Genomic DNA, 17,689 nt, shown 5'->3' with positions numbered 1-17,689 from the left:
AGCATTCCCCCCGGATATGCGGCTTTCGCCCTTGGTAGAGCCACTTATAGGCGCATTCGGCCGCCGGACCAAACCTCCACCGGCCGCAATGCGCCTGCGCCGATCCGCCGATTATCGCCTTTCAATCAACGAAATATCGTTTTTCGATATTATCGATTGACAATATGCCGAATCGCACTTATTGATTATCGATATTGAGATTAAAGGAGATCGATAAATGTCACGTTTTGCCAACCAGACCGTCGCTGCCTTCGCGGCCGTTTTCATCGTCATCGCCACCTGGGCGCCGGTCATCACCGTCCCGGCCGCGCAGGCTGCAACCGCGATGCCGGTGCTGGCCTGACCGCCCGCACCCGATCAACAAGGGGCCAATCCATGAGCAAGTTCCAGATCAACGACCCGCTGCTCCTCGCCGGCAAGGTCATCACCATTTTCATGCAGGGCGCGATGGCGATTGCCGCAGTCGTCCTGGCAATCCTCATTCCCGTGATGCTGTTCGCACAGGACAAGATCGATGCGGAAATCCAGGCCGAAGTGGGCTCCAAGGTCGGGGAGTTTCCCGTCTTGGCAGTCGTCGGACTGTCCCTGCTCGCGATCGTCGCGGTCTCGATCGTCTTCGTGTTCTTCGGCAAGCTGCGCGCGATCATCTCGACCGTGGGTGAAGGCGATCCCTTCGCACCGATCAATGCCGACCGCCTCAGCATGATGGCATGGCTGCTGCTCGCGCTGCAGGTGCTGATGGTCCCGCTCGCCGGACTGGGCCTGTTCCTCGCCAAGTGGGCGGACAAGATCGAAAACGAGAATGTCACCGTCGATGCCGGCCTCGACCTCACGGGCATCCTGATGGTCATCGTCCTGTTCATCCTCGCCCGCGTGTTCCGCCACGGCGCCGCGATGCGCGAAGACCTGGAAGGAACCGTGTGATGGCACCTGCAACCACCAGCGCAGAAGGAACCCGCATCATGGTCAAGCTCGACGACCTGCTCCACGAACGCCGCATGACGCTGACCGAACTGGCAGAGCGTGTCGGCCTGACCCTCGCCAACCTCTCGATCCTCAAGACAGGGAAAGCAAAGGCGATCCGCTTTTCGACCCTCGAAGCGATCTGCCGGGAACTGGACTGTCAGCCGGGCGACCTGCTCGCCTACGAAACTGAACCGTCTATCTAATTTTCCGGATTTCTTCTTGGAACCGTTGCCCCGGTCGCGCATTGGTAGCGCGGTCGGGGCAATCTTTGCCCGGCACAGTTCAAGGGGAAACCTAAATGAAGAAGTTTGCAATCGCGGCCCTGCCGCTCGCTTTCGCCATCGCTGCTTGCGACACTCCGGCTGAAGAAGCCCAGGACGTCGAAGCTGAAGCTACCGAAGCTGCCGGCGAAGTGATTGACGAGCAGGCTGAACTGCTCGAAGAGCAGGCCGACGCTGCCGAAGACGCTGGCAACGAAGCGCAGGAAGCTGCTCTCGAAGAGCAGGCCGACGCTCTGGAAGACCAGGCCGACGGCATGTAATCCAACCGGATATTCCGGACTTCGAAGCCCCGCGATCCACAACTCGGATCGCGGGGCTTCTTGCATTCCGGCTCTGGATTTCTCATCGCGCGCCCTCACTCAAAGGGGGTCGCAAATCATGAATTTCTGGCAGGGTTTCAAATATGTGCATCGCGAGAGCTGGGCATTCCTGCTCGCCTGCCCGTTGATCGCACTCATCCCGATCGCGGTCGAATTCGTCCAGCACTACGTCGAAATGCAGGCCGGCATGTACACGGGCACGGAAGGCATGCGGGCGGCGGAAAGCGACCCCGGCCGGATGATCGCGGGCTATGCGAAAACGCTTGCCATTTCGCTCATCGGCTACAGCGTGATCCGCTTCCTTGCCGGCAACCGCGATGCAGCTGCCGCCCGGACGCTCGAACCGCGCGCCGTCAAGCTGTTCGCCGTGATCTTCGTCCTGCAGGCGGGTTTCAGCTATCTCGGCCTGTTCGTTTTCGAGGGCATGAGCACCGGTGCCCTCGTCCTCGCGGTCGCGGGCTTCATCGCGACCCCGCTGCTCGCGCGCTTTATCGCTGCCGCGCCGCTCGGCATCTTCATCAGCCCGCAGGAGAGTGCAGCGCAGATGTGGCGCCAAATCCCGTGGGCAATCGCCTTCAGCATCATTGCATCCTTGCCGCTCATGATCGTCCACTACGCGCTCGGCGTCGGTGCGGTCTTCGTGCCCGGCGAGGCGATCAAGTGGGCGATGCTGGCAGTGGATTCGCTGGTGGTCGGCTGGCTCGCCGCGCTGGTTGCCGCTTCGAGCTGGGTCGTTGCAACGCGCAAGGACCCGCCCGAAAGCTTGACTTGAGCGCGAATCCGGCTATTTGCGCGCCCCGACCCGGCGGCTTTTGCCCAAGGGTCATCCGTCCGAGACAGTTGGTGAAGGCGATCTGGCCTTCTTAATTTCCAGCCTAGACGGGGAAAAGAGATTCTCGCAGGCGCGCCCACGGGCCTCCTGCATCCGGCGCGATGCTTCGCGTTCCTCCTTCCCCATCAACGGACTCGCCCGTGTCTCTACCAGAGGCATGGACAAACATGAGCCGGCCGTGCGCGGAGCCATCCGGGTGCGGTCATAGTGAAGGAGTATGGCATGGATCGTTCGCAGAAAACCGAAGCGGTCGCCCAGCTCAATGCGGTCTTCAACGAGGTCGGCGTGGTGGTTGTCACCCGCAACCTCGGCCTGTCGGTGGCACAGTCCACCGAACTGCGCGGGAAGATGCGTGAAGCCGGTGCGTCCTACAAGGTTGCGAAGAACCGCCTTGCTACGCTCGCCCTGAAGGACACCCAGTACGAGGGCCTCGAGGAATACCTCACCGGCCCGACCGCTCTTGCCTATTCGGAAGATCCGGTAGCAGCGGCCAAGGCTGCGGTGGAATTCGCCAAGACCAACGACAAGCTTGAAATTGTCGGCGGTTCGATGGGCGGCCAGATGCTCGACGAAGCAGGGGTCAAGGCACTCGCCTCGATGCCGAGCCTCGACGAGCTGCGTGGCAAGCTGGTGGGTCTCATCAACGCCCCGGCGACGAAGATCGCCCAGGTCGTCAATGCACCCGCCGCCAAGCTCGCCCGCGTCTTCGGTGCCCAGGGCGCCAAGGAAGCGGCGTAAGCGGTTCCAAGCAAACGCACGAATTCATTGGGGCAAACCTAATCCGCCCCGCCGATTATTTTGGAGTGAAACATCATGGCCGATATCGCCAAGCTTGTTGAAGAACTTTCGAAGCTGACCGTCCTGGAAGCCGCTGAGCTTGCCAAGGCACTTGAAGAAGAGTGGGGCGTTTCCGCTGCTGCTGCTGTTGCAGTTGCAGGCGCTCCGGCTGCTGGCGGCGACGCTGCTGCTGCTGAAGAGAAGGACGAATTCGACGTCATTCTCACCGGCGACGGTGGCAAGAAGATCCAGGTGATCAAGGAAGTCCGCGCCATCACCGGTCTCGGCCTCGGCGAAGCGAAGGCTCTCGTCGAAGGTGCGCCGAAGCCGCTGAAGGAAGGCGTCAACAAGGCAGAAGCCGAAGAAATCAAGGGCAAGATCGAAGCAGCCGGCGGTACCGTCGAACTGAAGTAAGCTTTTCGCTTACGCTTCGATCTCGTTTTCGAGATCCGACAAGGGCGGTGCCGCAAGGTGCCGCCCTTTTTCGTTTGGGCCAGCGCGCCCAAATCGACGACCGACATATTCCGGCCCACGAATGCGCTTCACATTGGATGCGCAATCGGCCAGCAAGTCCGCCTGATTTCTTCAGGGGACTGATTTCATGCTGGCAAAGACTCGCCTTCTCGCAACCGTTGCAACCGCATCGCTGCTCGCCGCAGCGCCCGCCGCCGCGCAGGACGCACCGATCGTCCAGCCGGGCGCGCCCGGGCAGCAAAGCCGCCAGATCGGCGCCGAAGACGCGATCAAGGTGGTCGCGGCGCGCTATACCCAGGCCGACGTCGATTTCATGCAGGGCATGATCCCGCACCACTTCCAGGCGGTGCAGATGGTCGAGCTGGTCGAAGACCGCACCAACAATCCCGACATCGTCGCGATCGCCGGGCGCATTTCCGCCGGACAGGACGACGAGATCGCCTTCATGCAGGGCTGGCTGCGCGAGCGTGGCCAGACCGCGCCCGACCCGGCTGCGCATGCACGCATGGGCCATTCGATGGGCGCAATGCACGAAGGCATGAAGGGCATGGCGACGCCGGAGCAGATGGCGCAGCTCGCGGCTGCATCAGGCACCGAGTTCGACCGCCTGTTCCTCACGCTGATGATGGCGCACCACCAGGGCGCGCTCGACATGGTGGAGGCGCTGTTCGGGTCCGAAGGCGCGGCCTACGATCCGGTTCTCTACCGCTTCACCACCGATGTCCGCTCCGACCAGCGGGCCGAGATCGACCGGATGAACGAGCTGCTCGAAGGTCTTTCGGACGATCCGCGCACCACGCTCAAGGCAGGCTTCATGGATGCCGAACAGGCGATCAAGGGCCTCACCCTCGTCGGCACGCTGCCCAAGCCGGCAGGCTTCTTCGATCCGGAAAACCCGGCGGGCCTGCGTCTCGAAGCCGCGGCCAAGAGCCCGATCGAGCGCAAGCCGACCGAGACCACGGAAGCATCCGGGGACGAGGGCGAAAAGGACCCGACCGACGAGGCGATGGCCGCGCTGCGCATGGCGATGAAGGCGATCGAGGAAGCCGCGAAGGACGATGACGAGGAAGGCCGCGATCCTGCGCAGGACCGCAAGACCGCCTTTAGCGAGCGTTCGCCGCTGCTGAACTTCGCCAACACCGACATGGCCTTCACCGGCGACACGCTGGTGGTCGGCAATTACCACGGCTTCAACATCTACGACATATCGGGCGACAAGCTGCCCTCGCTCGTCAGCTCGGTCGTCTGCCCGGGCGGCCAGGGCGACGTCTCGATCGTCGGCGACCTGCTGATCATGTCGGTCGAACAGACCCGCGGCCGGGTCGACTGCGGCCTTGGCGGGATCGACGAGGATGTCAGCGAAGAACGCTTCCGCGGCCTGCGCATCTTCGACATTTCCAACCTGCGCGCACCGGTCCAGGTCGGCCAGGTGCAGACCTGCCGCGGCTCGCACACCCATTCGGTGGTGGCGGAAGATGCCGACACCATCCTCGTCTACAACTCGGGCACTTCGCGCGTGCGTGACGAGGAAGAGCTGGCCGGCTGCTCGATCTTCGGCAGCGGCGACAAGGGTTCCGCGCTCTTCAGCATCGACGTGATCGAGATCCCGAAGGCCAATCCGGCTGCTTCGCGCATCATCGATTCCCCGCGCGTCTTCGCCGATGGCGACAAGATCGACGGCCTGTGGGGCGGCGGCGACCACGGGGAAGGCACGCAGCGCACCGCGACGACCGACCAGTGCCACGACATCACCATCTTCCCGTCAAAGGCGATCGCGGCGGGCGCATGCTCGGGCAACGGCATCGTGCTCGACATCTCCGACCCGCGCGCGCCCAAGCGCATCGACGACGTGACCGACAAGGGCTTCGCCTACTGGCACTCGGCGACCTTCAACAACGACGGGACCAAGGTCGTCTTCACCGACGAGTGGGGCGGCGGTGGCCGTCCGCGCTGCAAGACCTACGACCCGCGCGACTGGGGCGCCGACGCGATCTACGACATCGTCGACGGCCAGCTCGAAGCGCGCAGCCTCTACAAGCTGCCCGCCGCGCAGGGCGAGATGGAAAACTGCGTCGCGCACAACGGCTCGCTCGTGCCGGTTCCGGGCCGCGATATCTTCGTCCAGGCATGGTACCAGGGCGGCATCTCGCTGATGGACTTCACCGACAGCGACAAGCCCTATGAAATCGCCTATTTCGACCGCGGTCCGGTGAATGCCGACCAGATGGCGATGGGCGGCTTCTGGTCGGTCTACTGGTACAACGGCCGCATCTACGGCACCGAGATCGCCCGCGGCCTCGACGTGCTCGAACTCGCGCCGGGCGAATTCCTGACCGAGAACGAGATTGCCGCCGCCAAGCTTGCGAGCCAGGGCGAGACCTTCAACCCGCAGCAGCAGTATCCGGTCACCTGGGAGGATTCCCCGGTCGTCGCCCTCGCCTATCTCGACCAGCTCGAGCGCCGCGACGGCTTCACTGCACCCGAAGGCCTGCGTAGCGGGCTCGAGGAACTGCGCGACAACTCCAGCGCTCCGGCGCCGGCTGCGATGCAGGCCCTCGCCCGCGCTGCCGGTTCGCTCGGCGACAGCGCCAAGGAACGCATGCTCGCCGACCTCGTCGGCCGCCTGCAGGACGCTCAGCTCGGCGGCTGACCGGCTGTTGCCCGATAGTCGCGGCGCCCGACAAAGCGCCGCGACTTGACCCCCCGCCCCTTCCCGGCAGCCCGGCACGCGCCTATCCGGGCCGGCTGCCATGGATATTGAGCAAGCCTCGAAAGCCGCCGCAAACGGTTGGCGCATGGAACTGGGAGCCACGCTTCGGCTGTCCTGGCCGCTGGCGCTCGCCAATCTCCTGCAGATGCTCACCTACGCGATCGACGTCATGTTTATCGCGCGCCTCGGCGAGGAACCGCTCGCCGCATCGGCCATCGCGGTCGCGCTGTTCGGCCTCGTCATGTGGGCGCTGTCCGGCCTGACCGGGGCGGTCGCACCCGTCATCGCCGCCGAACTGGGCGAGCGGGGCCCTGCTCTGCGCCCGGTGCGCCGCGCGACGCGCATGGCGCTGTGGCTCTCGATCATCGCCGGCATCGCAGGGATGGGGCTGTGCCTGCTGCTCGGCCCGATCATGCGCGCGACCGGCCAGCAGGAAACGATCATCGGCCTCGCGACGAGCTACAACGTGATCCTCGTCTTCTCGATGATCCCGATGCTGATCGCGAATGTGCTGCGCAGCTATGTCTCGGCGCTCGGCCGCCCGGTCTTCGCGACGGCGATCACCGGGCTCGGCATCCTGATCAATGGGTTTGCGAACTACGCCTTCATCTTCGGCAATTTCGGCGCGCCGGAACTGGGCCTGCGCGGTGCGGCGGTTGCGACGATCATCACTTCGATCATGGTCGTGCTCGCCTATGTCCTCGCCATCCGGCTGACCAAGGGGCTGCATCGCTACCGCATTTTCGGGCGCTGGTGGTCGGCGGACTGGAACCGCTTCTGGCAGGTGATCCGCATCGGCACGCCAATCGCGCTGACCATCACGGCAGAGGCGGGCATCTTCGGTGCTGCCGCTTTCCTGATGGGCAATATCGGCACCGCCCAGCTCGCCGCGCATACGGTCGCGCTGCAGATCGCCGCGCTCGCTTTCCAGGTGCCTTTCGGCGTCGGACAGGCGGCGACGATCCGGGTCGGCTATTTCTACGGCGCGCGCGATCCTGAAGGGATGGCTCGGGCAGGCTGGACGGGCATCGCGCTCGGCACCGGCTTCATGGCGCTGACCGCCAGCGCGATGATCCTTGCGCCCATGCCGCTGCTCGCGATCTATCTCGATCCGTGGGATGCGAAGAACGCCGTGCTGGTCGGCTTCGCGCTCAAATACCTTGTCATCGCCGCAGCCTTCCAGCTGTTCGACGGGATGCAGGCGGTCGCAGCCGGTGCGCTGCGCGGACTGCAGGATACGCGCGTGCCGATGTGGATCGCCGCCTTCAGCTACTGGGTGCCCGGGATCGGCGTTGCGTTGGTGTTGGGCTTTGCCACCCCGCTCGAAGGCGTGGGCGTGTGGATCGGCCTTGCCACGGGCCTTTTCTTCGCCGCGATCCTGCTTACATGGCGCTGGTACCGGCGCGACCGGCTGGGACTGACCAACCGCCCGCTGCGAGCCGCCTAGGCTGCGCCACGCCTCGGCGAAAACGCCGCAACTTTTTTGTCCGAACCCCCGTTGACTCGCGTGAGCCGCATACACATATGCGCCTGCGCTGGCACTCTATCCGTGTGAGTGCCAACGACAGTTTTCACCACTCTTACGAGAAAGGTCAGACACATGGCATTTCGTCCGCTGCACGACCGCGTTCTGGTTCGTCGCATCGAAGCCGACCAGAAGACCGCTGGCGGCATCATCATTCCCGACAGCGCCCAGGAAAAGCCGAGCGAAGGCGAAGTCGTCGCCGTCGGTGAAGGCGCCCGCGACGACGATGGCGACCGTATCGCCCTCGACGTGAAGGCAGGCGACCGCGTCCTGTTCGGCAAGTGGTCGGGCACCGAAGTCAAGATCGACGGCGAAGACCTGCTGATCATGAAGGAAAGCGACATCATGGGGATCATTTCCTGATCCGCTGATCGCACCGCATTCCAACACAACGAAGAATTCCAGGAGAAACACCAATGGCTGCCAAGGACGTGAAATTCTCGCGCGACGCGCGCGAAGGCATCCTCAAGGGCGTCGATACGCTCGCAAACGCCGTGAAGGTGACGCTCGGCCCGAAGGGTCGCAACGTCGTCATCGACAAGAGCTTCGGCGCACCGCGCATCACCAAGGACGGCGTCACCGTCGCCAAGGAAATCGAACTGAAGGACAAGTTCGAGAACATGGGCGCGCAGATGATCAAGGAAGTCGCATCGAAGGCGAACGACGCCGCCGGTGACGGCACGACCACTGCGACCGTCCTGGCGCAGGCGATCGTCAACGAAGGCATGAAGTCGGTTGCTGCCGGCATGAACCCGATGGACCTCAAGCGCGGCATCGACCTCGCGGTCGAAAAGATCGTCGCCGATCTCAAGGGCCGTTCGAAGGACGTTTCCGGCTCGGAAGAAATCGCCCAGGTCGGCGTGATTTCGGCCAATGGCGACCGTGAAGTCGGCGAGAAGATCGCCGAAGCCATGGAAAAGGTCGGCAAGGAAGGCGTGATCACCGTCGACGAGAGCAAGGGTCTCGAATTCGAACTCGAAACCGTCGAAGGCATGCAGTTCGACCGCGGCTACCTGTCGCCCTACTTCATCACCAACCCGGACAAGATGACGGTCGAACTCGAAAACCCGTACATCCTGATCCACGAGAAGAAGCTGTCGAACCTGCAGTCGATGCTGCCGGTGCTCGAAGCGGCCGTCCAGTCGGGCCGTCCGCTGCTGATCATCGCGGAAGACATCGAAGGCGAAGCGCTCGCGACCCTCGTCGTGAACAAGCTGCGCGGTGGCCTCAAGGTTGCTGCGGTCAAGGCTCCGGGCTTCGGCGATCGCCGCAAGGCCATGCTGCAGGACATCGCGATCCTCACCAAGGGCGAGATGGTCAGCGAAGACCTCGGCATCAAGCTCGAGAACGTCACGCTCGGCATGCTCGGCCAGGCCAAGCGCGTCACCATCGACAAGGACAACACCACGATCGTCGACGGTGCCGGTGACGAAGCCGACATCAAGGCTCGCGTCGGTGAAATCCGCACGCAGATCGACAACACCTCGTCCGACTACGACCGCGAGAAGCTGCAGGAACGCCTGGCCAAGCTCGCTGGCGGCGTTGCCGTGATCAAGGTCGGCGGTGCGACCGAAGTCGAAGTGAAGGAACGCAAGGACCGCGTCGACGACGCCCTGCACGCAACCCGTGCAGCCGTCGAAGAAGGCATCGTCCCGGGCGGCGGTACCGCGCTGCTCTACGCGACCAAGACGCTCGACGGCCTCGAAGGCGCGAACGACGACCAGACCCGCGGCATCGACATCGTCCGCCGTGCGCTGCAGGCTCCGGTTCGCCAGATCGCCAGCAACGCAGGCCACGACGGCGCCGTCGTCGCAGGCAAGCTGATGGACGCGAATGACGAAACCCTCGGCTTCAACGCCGCGACCGACACCTACGAAAACCTCGTGGCTGCCGGCGTCATCGACCCGACCAAGGTCGTGCGCACCGCACTGCAGGACGCAGCTTCGGTTGCCGGCCTGCTGATCACGACGGAAGCCGCGATCGTCGAGAAGCCGGACGACAAGCCGGCCCCGGCAATGCCCGACATGGGCGGCATGGGCGGCGGCATGGGCTTCTAAGCCCAGGCGTCATCCGACACCGAGAAAAAGGGGCCCGGCGGAGCGATCCGCCGGGCCTTTTTCGTTTTGCCAGCACTACTGGGCAGCCTGTCGATTCCTGCCAATCCCTTCGCACCGAGCGATGTATCCTTGCCCCCATGCTAAGGGAATCGGACGAGCAAGGGGTCGCTCGTACGGAAAGTGGCGCGGGCCAGGCGCCACCCGGCGAGCGTTATGTGCGGCCGAGCCAGAAAGGGCTCGTCGCTTTCGGCAAACGCCTGCGCGATCCGGTCAACCGCTTCCTCGCCCGCCAGTCGCGCATCGGCGATGATCCGGTCATCGATCCGGCACTGGTCCCCGGCCTCGCGGAAGTTGCCCCGCACTGGCGCGAGATACGCGCAGAGATCGAGCCGCTGATCCGCGAGCGCGCGCAAATCCCGCCTTTCGGCAAGATTTCGCCCGACCACCGCCGTATCGCCTCGACACCGGCGTGGAAGAGCTTCTTCTTCCAGGGCTACGGCTATCACGCTGCCGAGAACGAGGCGCGCTGCCCGCGCACGAGCGAGCTGGTTGCCTCGATCCCCGGCGTGATCGTCGCCTTCCTCTCGATCATGGAGCCGGGCACGCATGTCCCGCTCCATCGCGGCCTCACCAAGTCATGGCTCAACTGCCACCTGCCGATCATGCTGCCGACGACACCGGGACGCTGCGAAATCGCGATCGACGGTCAAATCCATCGCTGGCGCGAGGGCGAATGGCTGGTGTTCGACGAAACCTATCGCCACGAAGTCTGGAACGAGACGAGCGAGCCGCGCGTGCTGCTCATGCTGCAGGTCCAGCGCGACATGAAGCTGCCCGGCCGCATCGCGACACGGATGATCTATCACGCAGTGCGCAATTCCCGCTTCGTCGGCGATGTGCGCAAGGCGATCGGAAGCTAGCTGCCACCGCTCGCCGGATCGACGCACACCCGCGCGATGAGCGGCAGGTGGTCCGAGCCGACATCCTCGCCGATTTCGAAACTTTCGACGCGAACGCCTTCCTTGATGAAGATCTGGTCGAGCGGCCAGCCGACGAAGACATAGTCAGCAGGGAAGGTCGCGAAGCTCCCGCGACCGGCGCGCGGATCGAGATAGCCGCCTTCATGGACGAAATTCTGGGTCGTGCGCGACCACGGAACGTCGTTGAAATCGCCGATCGCCAGCACGTTCGGCAGGCTGTCGGGCGTCTCGCGCCCGGCCCTGGCGATATTGGCATCGCGCTTGGCCGTGCTTTCGCCCGGCAGTGGCGGGCGCGGGTGCAGGCCAATGACTTCGAAGCGCGCGCCGTCTTCCATCTGCAAGGTCGCATAAAGCGTCGGCGTGTCGGCCGAGGTATTCGCGACCATGCGGGCCTTCTCGACCGGCAGGCGGGTGGCGAAGGCCATGCCGTATTTGTTGTCGAGCGGCATGTCGACGCGGTGGGGATAGGCGGAAAGCTGCGGCTCGAGCTTGGCGAGCCACGTCTCGTTGGTTTCCATTAATAGCAGGATGTCGGGATCGACCCGCTCGATCAGCGCGGCGGTTTCATCGTAGCGATCGTTCGGCTGGAGCACGTTGAAGGCGAGCACGCTCGCGCAGCTCATGCCGTCGACATCGTCGGGCAAGGGAACCTGCGTCGGAGCGAACACGGTGTAGGGCCAGATGCGCCACAGGTTGATGCCGATCACCAGCACTGCCAGCCCGGCGGCAATGATCCGCCGGCCCGCGACGGCGAATATCGCCACGACGCCGAGCAGGACCGCAAGGTAGATCATCGGCTCGCGCACGAAATCGAGCATGCGCACGATCCCGCGATTGGTGTCGATCAGCGAGACGAGGCTCGCGACCAGCATGAGAGCGAGCAGCCCGAAAACCAGTCCGAAAAGAATTTTGCGAAAGTTCACTCGAAGTCCCCGATTGCCTCACCCGCTATGACGAGCGCGAGGGCAGAGGGTTCCGAAATTTGCCTAGCGCCGCTCGGGCTGGTCCTCGAACGGGGCGACGAGGCTGCGGGTGAACACCACGTCCATGTCGGCATGGATGTCGTCGACGCCGATATCGATCGCTTCGGGCGGCGGGCTGCTGCGGAAGGTGCCGTGGAGCCGGTCCCAGAAGCTGAGGCCGCTGGTCCAGTTGCTGTCCATCTCCTCGACCCGCTTCGAGTGGTGGATGCCGTGCATCTTCGGCGTCGTCAGGACGAGCGAGAGCGTTTCGTCCATCCCGTCGGGCAAGCGCAGGTTCGAATGGTGGAACAGGATCGAGGCGTTGAAGAAATTGCGCCAGAGGCGCATCGATTTCGGGCTCACACCCGACAGGCGGACCTGCACCAGGCGCCACGGCAGCGAGACCAGCATGTCGATGAAATGGAACCGCACCGCGGTGCTCATGTCCATGTCGCGGTCGATATGGTGGACCCGGTGGAAACGCCACAGGAACGGCACCTTGTGCGTCGCGACGTGCCACAGGTAGAAACCGTAATCCATCGCTGCCACGCCGGCGAGGACGCGAAGCGGTTTCGGCATCCATTGTGCGAAGCCGCGCCGCTCGGAGAGGTTCTTCGCCGCGATGCGCTGGCACAGCGGTTCCTCGATTGCCGAGACGATGACCGCGCAGCTTGCGCCCATTGCGAAATTGCGCAGGTTGCGCGTGATGTCGGGCTGGGTCTGCTGGCGGAGCGGCCGCTTGCGCTCGGCGATCATCAGCCCGACCACGGCGGCGCCGGCTGCAATCGCGAAAAGGGTCTTGCCGCGAGACATTGCCCGCCCATGCCCTATGGCCAGCCTTTCGTCGAGCCGTTACGGCAGGCGCGATGCATGGCCCCACGCTCTCGATCTTCGCCCGCTGGCCCGAACCCGGCAAGGCGAAGACCCGCCTGATCCCGGAGTTCGGCGAAGAGGGGGCGGCGGCGATCTACTCCCGCCTGCTCGCCCATACCGTCGGCGTTGCGCGGGCGAGCGGCATCCCGTTCGAGCTTCGCGTGACCGGCGCGCATCCCGATGCCTTCAAATCCGGGCTCGGCGAAGATCTGACCGTGGTCGACCAGGGCGACGGCGACCTGTCGGACAAGCTTGCGCGCGTCGAGGCACCCGCCATCGTCATCGGCAGCGACTGCCCCGGCCTCACCCCGCAATTGCTGTGGGCTGCGCACGACACGCTCGCCAAGGAAGAGATGGTGATCGGCCCGGCGCGCGACGGTGGCTATTACCTGCTCGGCTTCAACAGCGATGCGGGCTTCGCTTTCAAGGACATGCCGTGGAGCACCGAGCGCGTCTTCGAGGAGACGGTTCGCCGTTTCGTGCGAAGGGGCATGCGCGCCGCCGTCCTGCCCGAGCTGTCGGACATCGATACCGCAGCCGATCTCGAGGACTGGCCGGACTTCCTGCCGTGAGCGCACCCGGCGTCGCCATCGTCATTCCCGTGCTCGACGAGGAAAAGGCGCTGCCCGCCTTGCGCGAAACCATCGCCGCATTCGACCCGCCCCCTGCCGAGGTGATCGTGGTCGATGGCGGCAGCCGCGACCGCACCTGCGACCTCGTGCGCGAGGTTGGTTGGCACCTCATCGGGACGGAAGCCGGGCGCGGGCACCAGATCAACACCGGCGTCGAGGTTGCGAGCGCCCCACTCGTCGTGGTGCTCCACGCCGATACCAAGCCGCCGCGCGATATGGTGAGCGTCATCCGCGAGACGCTGGCGGACGAGCGGATCGCGCTCGCCAGTTTCACCCCGCTCATCCGCGGTGAGCACAAGACTCGCTGGGTCACCAGCGCGCACAATTTCATCAAGACCTGGTACGCGCCGCTCATCACGCGCCCGCACCTGTTCGTGCGCGGCGTGCGGCTGCTGTTCGGCGATCACGCGATGTTCTTCCGGCGCGAGCAGTTCCGCGAAATCGGCGGCTGCACCCCGGGCGATGCGATCATGGAAGAGGCCGACCTGTGCGTGAAATTCGCGCGCCTCGGCAAGATCCGCATGGTGCGCCGCGTGGTCGAGACGAGCGACCGCAGGATCGCCGCCTGGGGTCCGCTCAAGGCGAACTGGATCTACTTCAAGGTCGGCATTCTCTGGGCCGTCGGCGCTAGGTCGCGCCTGTCAGAGCACTATCCGCACATTCGCTAGCAGGCAGGAAACCGACCGCGATGCAGTGGTCGATGAGCCGCCGGATATAGGCCTCGCCCGTCTCCGGACACGACCTGCCGGTCAGCGCGCGGAAGCCGGCATCGTCGAAATGCGGGTCGCGCTGGAAATAGCTCGCGTAGAGCCCTGCCACGCGGCGGAACAGGCGGCGTTCGAGAGCCGGCAGCTGCGCCGGGTCGAAATCTTCCGGTGCGACCAGATCGGGTTCGTGGAATTGCGGGTAGGCGCCGATTGCACCCGTAAACCGTTCCACCGGCAGCGGCTGGCCCGAGACGAGGTGGTAGACGCCGGAACTGCCGTCCCGGGAGGGTGAGTCCGCCGTCGCCGCGTCCATTCTCTCTGCAATCGCAACTATACCCCCAGCGACATGATCGATCGGCACGAAGTCGAGCGTCGCACCTTTACGCGCGGGCATGTGTCGCACGCGGCCTTCTGCGATCAGCTTGAAGGCTGCATAGGTCGTGTCGAACTGGCGGATCGCGCCGCTCGCATGTTCGCCGACGACGATCGAAGGGCGCGCGATGGCCCAGTCGAGACCGCTCCTCTTCACCAGCCGCTCGCCCGCAGCCTTGCTCGCCTCGTAGCCATTGGCAAAGCCGCTCTCGGGAAGCGGGTCGCCTTCGCGGATCACTCCATCGCGCGTGCCGCAGACATAGGCCGTGCTGACATGGAGGAAGCGCATCCCCCCTGCTTTCGCGAGCGCCAGCGCATTGGCCGTGCCGCCGACATTGACCGCGCGGTAGTCATCCTCCTCGAGGTCGAAGCGGACGGTAGCCGCGCAGTGGATCAGCAGGTCGTGGCTCTCCGCAACTCGCGCGAACTCGGCTTCCTCCCAGCCGAAACGGTCCTGCGATACATCGCCGGAGAGGATGTGCGCGACCGCTACCGGTGAATTGTCATTCGCGCAGATGTCGCGGTTGCGGTGGACCAGCGCGGTAACGCTATGCCCCGCCGCGACCAGCCGCGCGCAAACCTCCCCGCCGACCAGCCCGGCGGCACCCGTCACCAGTATCCGCATCAGCAGCAGGCGGCCGGCGTATCGGGGGTCGAGCCTTCGCCCGCCCCGAAGGGAACGGCGATGCCGCAATCGGAAAAAACGCCGTAATGGGTCGAGAAGTCGCCGAAGAACTCGAAGTGTTCGGCAAAGCGCGTGCCGGCGAGCATCTTCCAGCTGTTGCCGCAGATCGGGAACATGCGCCCGCGCTCGATATGGTGGTGGCCGTCGAGCTCGAAGACCCGCTCCTGCCCCGGCACGCTGCCCTTGTAGCGCACCGCCTGGCCATAATCCTCGCACTGCATCTCGAGGTCGAGTTTGAACAGGCGATAGGTCGCCGAATAGAAGGCGATGCCGTCGAGCTTTTCAGCCACCGCCGGATCGCCGATGCCGAGCGGGCGGCTGGTAACGAGCCGCGGGTCGGCGAAACCGGCAGCCTTCGCCTGCGCGATGAAGTCGCCCCAGTAGAGCGCGCCGGACAGGCATTCACCATGCAGCACCGGGTCCGCCTGCAACTGCGCTGGCACCCGGCGATCGGCATAGACATCGGAGAAATACATCTCGCCGCCCGGCTTCAGCAGCTTGTATGCAGCGGCAAATACCGCCTGCTTGTCGGCGACGAGGTTGATGACGCAGTTCGACACGATGACGTCGAAATGCCCCTCGGGCAGGCCGAGCGCGTCGAGCTGTTCGATATCGCCCTCGACGAAGGCGACATTCGATTTCGCATAGCCGAATTTCTCGCGGTGCCATTCGAGGTGCTGGTTTGCGACGGCGAGCTGTTCGGGCGTCGTGTCGACGCCGGTGACGCTGCCGTTCTCGCCGACCAGCTGTGCGAGGATATAGGCATCCTGCCCGCTGCCCGAACCGAGGTCGAGGATGTGGCACCCCTCGATCGCCTGCGGGGCGACGAGGCCGCAGCCATAGTAGCGCGCTCGCACGTCCTCGTGGACATTGCGCATGGCGGCCATGATTTCCGGCGGAGGAGCTTCAAGCGTGCAGCAGGCGTCGGTCTTGAGGTCGTCCGATCCTTGCAGGACCTTGCCGTAATAGTCCCGGCTGTTTTCGATATTCATGTAACTTCCAGTCCCCCGGCTCCGAATGGAGGGCCATGATCGGCGTTGCGCCCAATAACCGCCCCAATAACCGCTTCGTCTCGAAGCCATATAAGGTTACGTGAGGGGAACAATGAAATTCACCCATGACGTTATCGTGATAGGCGGCGGCGCTGCCGGCCTGACCGCAGCGGGCGGTGTCGCGCTGTTCGGGCTGAAGGCCGCGCTGATCGAAGGCCACAAGATGGGCGGCGAATGCCTCAACAACGGCTGCGTGCCGTCCAAGGCATTGATCACCGCCGCCAAGCGCGCGGCCGAAGCGCGGACCGCGACCCGGCACGGTGTGACCCTCGCCGAACCGAAGGTCGAGTGGGCAGGCGTCCACAAGCACATCCACGATGCGATCGCGCATATCTATCCGCACGACAGCCCCGAACGCTTCGAGGAGATGGGCGTCGAGGTGATCCAGGACTGGGCGCGCGTGACCGGCAAGCATTCGGTCGAAGTCGCGGGCCGCACGCTGACCGCACCGCGCATCGTTGTCGCGACCGGCTCGAAACCCTTCGTCCCGCCGATCGAGGGGCTGGATGGCGTGCCCTATCTCACCAACGAGAACCTGTTCGACCTCACCGAACAGCCCGAACACCTGGTCATTATCGGCGGCGGGGTCATCGGGATGGAAATGGCGCAAGCCTTCCGCCGCCTCGGCAGAGAAGTGACGGTCGTCAACCCGGGACCGCTGATGGGCCGCGACGACCCGGAATCGGTCGCCGTCGTGCGCGAGGTGATGGAAGAGGAAGGCGTGCGCTTCGTCGACGGCAAGGCGGGCAAGGTGTCCAGCAGCGCCGGCGCGCTGCAGGTCCGTGTCGACCTCACCGATGGCGGCACCGAGGAATTGTCCGGCTCGCACCTGCTGGTGGCGGTCGGGCGCAAGGCCAATGTCGCGGGCTTCGGGCTGGAGGAACTCGGCATCGAGCTGGGTGAAAACGGCATCAGGACCGACAAGCGCCGCCGCAGTTCGATCAAGTCGATCTACGCCATCGGCGATTGCCGCGAAGGGCCGCGGCTGACCCATGCCTCGGGCTACGAAGGCTCCAACGTGGCGCTCGAGATCGTCACCGGCATTCCGACGAAAGTCGATTACTCCGCCCTGCCCTGGTGTACCTATACCGAGCCGGAAGTCGCCCAGATCGGCCTGACCGAGAAAGAGGCGCGCGAGAAGCATGGCGATGCGGTGACGGTGGTGAAGGAAGGCTTCGACCACAACGAGCGCGCCATCGCCGAGGACGCGACCCGCGGGCACATGAAAATGGTGCTGAAGGGCAAGAAGGTGCTCGGCGTCAGCATCGTCGGCAAGAATGCAGGCGAACTGCTGCTACCCTTCACCCAGACCATCACCGGCAAGAGCAGCACCTTCGCGCTCGGCAGTGCAATCATCAGCTATCCGACCCGCAGCGAAATCTCGAAGGCCGCCGCCTTCGCCGCGTGGGAGCCGACCGTCTTCGGTAGCCTGCCGAAGAAATATGCGGCACTGGTGGCGAAACTTCGCAGGACCTTCGCTTGAC

The 17,689-nt window shown here is 64.6% G+C and carries 19 protein-coding genes; 15 read left to right on the top strand and 4 right to left on the bottom strand.

From position 1 onward, the window contains the following. The first annotated feature begins 217 nt into the window (after window positions 1–217). The 12 genes from EO245_RS13535 to EO245_RS03880 all read left to right on the top strand — a co-directional run bounded on the left by EO245_RS13535 (window position 218) and on the right by EO245_RS03880 (window position 10,862). Window positions 218–343 carry a hypothetical protein gene (locus EO245_RS13535; protein ID WP_255416951.1) on the top strand — a complete coding sequence of 42 codons (126 nt, stop codon included), beginning with the start codon at window positions 218–220 and terminating at the stop codon, window positions 341–343. A 32-nt stretch (window positions 344–375) separates the two neighbouring features. Next, window positions 376–924 carry a DUF2975 domain-containing protein gene (locus EO245_RS03930; protein WP_128891706.1) on the top strand — a complete coding sequence of 183 codons (549 nt, stop codon included), beginning with the start codon at window positions 376–378 and terminating at the stop codon, window positions 922–924. Beyond that, a complete protein-coding gene (locus EO245_RS03925) occupies window positions 924–1,169 on the top strand; it encodes a helix-turn-helix transcriptional regulator (protein ID WP_128891705.1) in 246 nt (81 codons plus the stop codon). The genes EO245_RS03930 and EO245_RS03925 overlap by 1 nt, the downstream gene beginning before the upstream one ends. Window positions 1,170–1,264: 95 nt before the next feature. After that, window positions 1,265–1,507: a hypothetical protein gene (locus tag EO245_RS03920; protein ID WP_128891704.1), complete on the top strand. Its 243-nt coding sequence runs from the start codon at window positions 1,265–1,267 to the stop codon at window positions 1,505–1,507. Window positions 1,508–1,625: 118 nt separating this feature from the next. Further along, window positions 1,626–2,339, top strand: coding sequence for a hypothetical protein (locus EO245_RS03915; RefSeq protein ID WP_128891703.1), 714 nt, complete (start codon window positions 1,626–1,628; stop codon window positions 2,337–2,339). Window positions 2,340–2,621: 282 nt separating this feature from the next. Next, the gene (gene rplJ / locus EO245_RS03910) at window positions 2,622–3,137 is read left to right on the top strand and encodes a 50S ribosomal protein L10 (RefSeq protein ID WP_128891702.1); all 516 of its coding nucleotides are present in this window, start codon (window positions 2,622–2,624) and stop codon (window positions 3,135–3,137) included. Between the two features lie 75 nt (window positions 3,138–3,212). After that, window positions 3,213–3,590, top strand: coding sequence for a 50S ribosomal protein L7/L12 (gene rplL / locus EO245_RS03905; RefSeq protein ID WP_128891701.1), 378 nt, complete (start codon window positions 3,213–3,215; stop codon window positions 3,588–3,590). A 187-nt stretch (window positions 3,591–3,777) separates the two neighbouring features. After that, a complete protein-coding gene (locus EO245_RS03900) occupies window positions 3,778–6,300 on the top strand; it encodes a DUF305 domain-containing protein (RefSeq protein ID WP_128891700.1) in 2,523 nt (840 codons plus the stop codon). 145 nt (window positions 6,301–6,445) lie between these two features. Then, window positions 6,446–7,807, top strand: a complete 1,362-nt coding sequence (locus EO245_RS03895; protein WP_234026956.1) for an MATE family efflux transporter — start codon at window positions 6,446–6,448, stop codon at window positions 7,805–7,807. A gap of 153 nt (window positions 7,808–7,960) precedes the next feature. Continuing rightward, window positions 7,961–8,248, top strand: coding sequence for a co-chaperone GroES (gene groES / locus EO245_RS03890; RefSeq protein ID WP_128891698.1), 288 nt, complete (start codon window positions 7,961–7,963; stop codon window positions 8,246–8,248). A 53-nt stretch (window positions 8,249–8,301) separates the two neighbouring features. Continuing rightward, window positions 8,302–9,942, top strand: a complete 1,641-nt coding sequence (groL, locus tag EO245_RS03885) for a chaperonin GroEL (RefSeq protein WP_128891697.1) — start codon at window positions 8,302–8,304, stop codon at window positions 9,940–9,942. 137 nt (window positions 9,943–10,079) lie between these two features. Next, on the top strand, window positions 10,080–10,862 hold the full coding sequence (locus EO245_RS03880; RefSeq protein ID WP_128891696.1) for an aspartyl/asparaginyl beta-hydroxylase domain-containing protein: 783 nt from the start codon (window positions 10,080–10,082) through the stop codon (window positions 10,860–10,862). On the opposite strand, the gene EO245_RS03875 is transcribed toward EO245_RS03880, so the two are convergent. Both EO245_RS03875 and EO245_RS03870 read right to left on the bottom strand, forming a co-directional pair. Then, window positions 10,859–11,845: an endonuclease/exonuclease/phosphatase family protein gene (locus EO245_RS03875; protein ID WP_128891695.1), complete on the bottom strand. Its 987-nt coding sequence runs from the start codon at window positions 11,843–11,845 to the stop codon at window positions 10,859–10,861. The genes EO245_RS03880 and EO245_RS03875 overlap by 4 nt on opposite strands. A 63-nt stretch (window positions 11,846–11,908) precedes the next feature. After that, complete coding sequence (locus EO245_RS03870) at window positions 11,909–12,697, bottom strand: sterol desaturase family protein (protein ID WP_128891694.1); 789 nt, start codon at window positions 12,695–12,697, stop codon at window positions 11,909–11,911. Window positions 12,698–12,750: 53 nt separating this feature from the next. Between EO245_RS03870 and EO245_RS13495 the strand changes: the two genes are divergently transcribed. Together EO245_RS13495 and EO245_RS13490 are read left to right on the top strand one after the other, a co-directional pair. Continuing rightward, complete coding sequence (locus tag EO245_RS13495; RefSeq protein WP_234026955.1) at window positions 12,751–13,329, top strand: TIGR04282 family arsenosugar biosynthesis glycosyltransferase; 579 nt, start codon at window positions 12,751–12,753, stop codon at window positions 13,327–13,329. Then, window positions 13,326–14,057 (top strand): glycosyltransferase, encoded by a 732-nt coding sequence (locus tag EO245_RS13490; protein WP_234026954.1) that lies wholly within the window; start codon window positions 13,326–13,328, stop codon window positions 14,055–14,057. Before EO245_RS13495 ends, EO245_RS13490 begins: the two co-directional genes overlap by 4 nt. Here EO245_RS13490 and EO245_RS03860 read toward each other — a convergent pair. Continuing rightward, the gene (locus EO245_RS03860; protein WP_234026953.1) at window positions 14,017–15,093 is read right to left on the bottom strand and encodes an SDR family oxidoreductase; all 1,077 of its coding nucleotides are present in this window, start codon (window positions 15,091–15,093) and stop codon (window positions 14,017–14,019) included. The genes EO245_RS13490 and EO245_RS03860 overlap by 41 nt on opposite strands. After that, window positions 15,093–16,145, bottom strand: coding sequence for a methyltransferase domain-containing protein (locus EO245_RS03855; RefSeq protein WP_128891692.1), 1,053 nt, complete (start codon window positions 16,143–16,145; stop codon window positions 15,093–15,095). The genes EO245_RS03860 and EO245_RS03855 overlap by 1 nt, the downstream gene beginning before the upstream one ends. 112 nt (window positions 16,146–16,257) lie before the next feature. Here EO245_RS03855 and EO245_RS03850 point away from each other — a divergent pair, with 112 nt between their 5' ends. Then, a complete protein-coding gene (locus EO245_RS03850) occupies window positions 16,258–17,688 on the top strand; it encodes an NAD(P)/FAD-dependent oxidoreductase (protein WP_128891691.1) in 1,431 nt (476 codons plus the stop codon). Window position 17,689: the final 1 nt, after the last annotated feature.

Source organism: Erythrobacter sp. HKB08, assembly GCF_004114695.1.
Taxonomy (GTDB): Bacteria; Pseudomonadota; Alphaproteobacteria; order Sphingomonadales; family Sphingomonadaceae; genus Parerythrobacter_A.
This window is presented reverse-complemented; position numbering and strand designations above follow the sequence as displayed.

Coding starts and splice junctions, on each gene's coding strand:
- EO245_RS13535 (WP_255416951.1), top strand. CDS start 218: ATGTCACGTTTTGCCAACCAGACCGTCGCTGCCTTCGCGGCCGTTTTC.
- EO245_RS03930 (WP_128891706.1), top strand. CDS start 376: ATGAGCAAGTTCCAGATCAACGACCCGCTGCTCCTCGCCGGCAAGGTC.
- EO245_RS03925 (WP_128891705.1), top strand. CDS start 924: ATGGCACCTGCAACCACCAGCGCAGAAGGAACCCGCATCATGGTCAAG.
- EO245_RS03920 (WP_128891704.1), top strand. CDS start 1,265: ATGAAGAAGTTTGCAATCGCGGCCCTGCCGCTCGCTTTCGCCATCGCT.
- EO245_RS03915 (WP_128891703.1), top strand. CDS start 1,626: ATGAATTTCTGGCAGGGTTTCAAATATGTGCATCGCGAGAGCTGGGCA.
- rplJ (WP_128891702.1), top strand. CDS start 2,622: ATGGATCGTTCGCAGAAAACCGAAGCGGTCGCCCAGCTCAATGCGGTC.
- rplL (WP_128891701.1), top strand. CDS start 3,213: ATGGCCGATATCGCCAAGCTTGTTGAAGAACTTTCGAAGCTGACCGTC.
- EO245_RS03900 (WP_128891700.1), top strand. CDS start 3,778: ATGCTGGCAAAGACTCGCCTTCTCGCAACCGTTGCAACCGCATCGCTG.
- EO245_RS03895 (WP_234026956.1), top strand. CDS start 6,446: ATGGAACTGGGAGCCACGCTTCGGCTGTCCTGGCCGCTGGCGCTCGCC.
- groES (WP_128891698.1), top strand. CDS start 7,961: ATGGCATTTCGTCCGCTGCACGACCGCGTTCTGGTTCGTCGCATCGAA.
- groL (WP_128891697.1), top strand. CDS start 8,302: ATGGCTGCCAAGGACGTGAAATTCTCGCGCGACGCGCGCGAAGGCATC.
- EO245_RS03880 (WP_128891696.1), top strand. CDS start 10,080: ATGCTAAGGGAATCGGACGAGCAAGGGGTCGCTCGTACGGAAAGTGGC.
- EO245_RS03870 (WP_128891694.1), bottom strand. CDS start 12,697: ATGTCTCGCGGCAAGACCCTTTTCGCGATTGCAGCCGGCGCCGCCGTG.
- EO245_RS13495 (WP_234026955.1), top strand. CDS start 12,751: ATGCATGGCCCCACGCTCTCGATCTTCGCCCGCTGGCCCGAACCCGGC.
- EO245_RS03860 (WP_234026953.1), bottom strand. CDS start 15,093: ATGCGGATACTGGTGACGGGTGCCGCCGGGCTGGTCGGCGGGGAGGTT.
- EO245_RS03855 (WP_128891692.1), bottom strand. CDS start 16,145: ATGAATATCGAAAACAGCCGGGACTATTACGGCAAGGTCCTGCAAGGA.
- EO245_RS03850 (WP_128891691.1), top strand. CDS start 16,258: ATGAAATTCACCCATGACGTTATCGTGATAGGCGGCGGCGCTGCCGGC.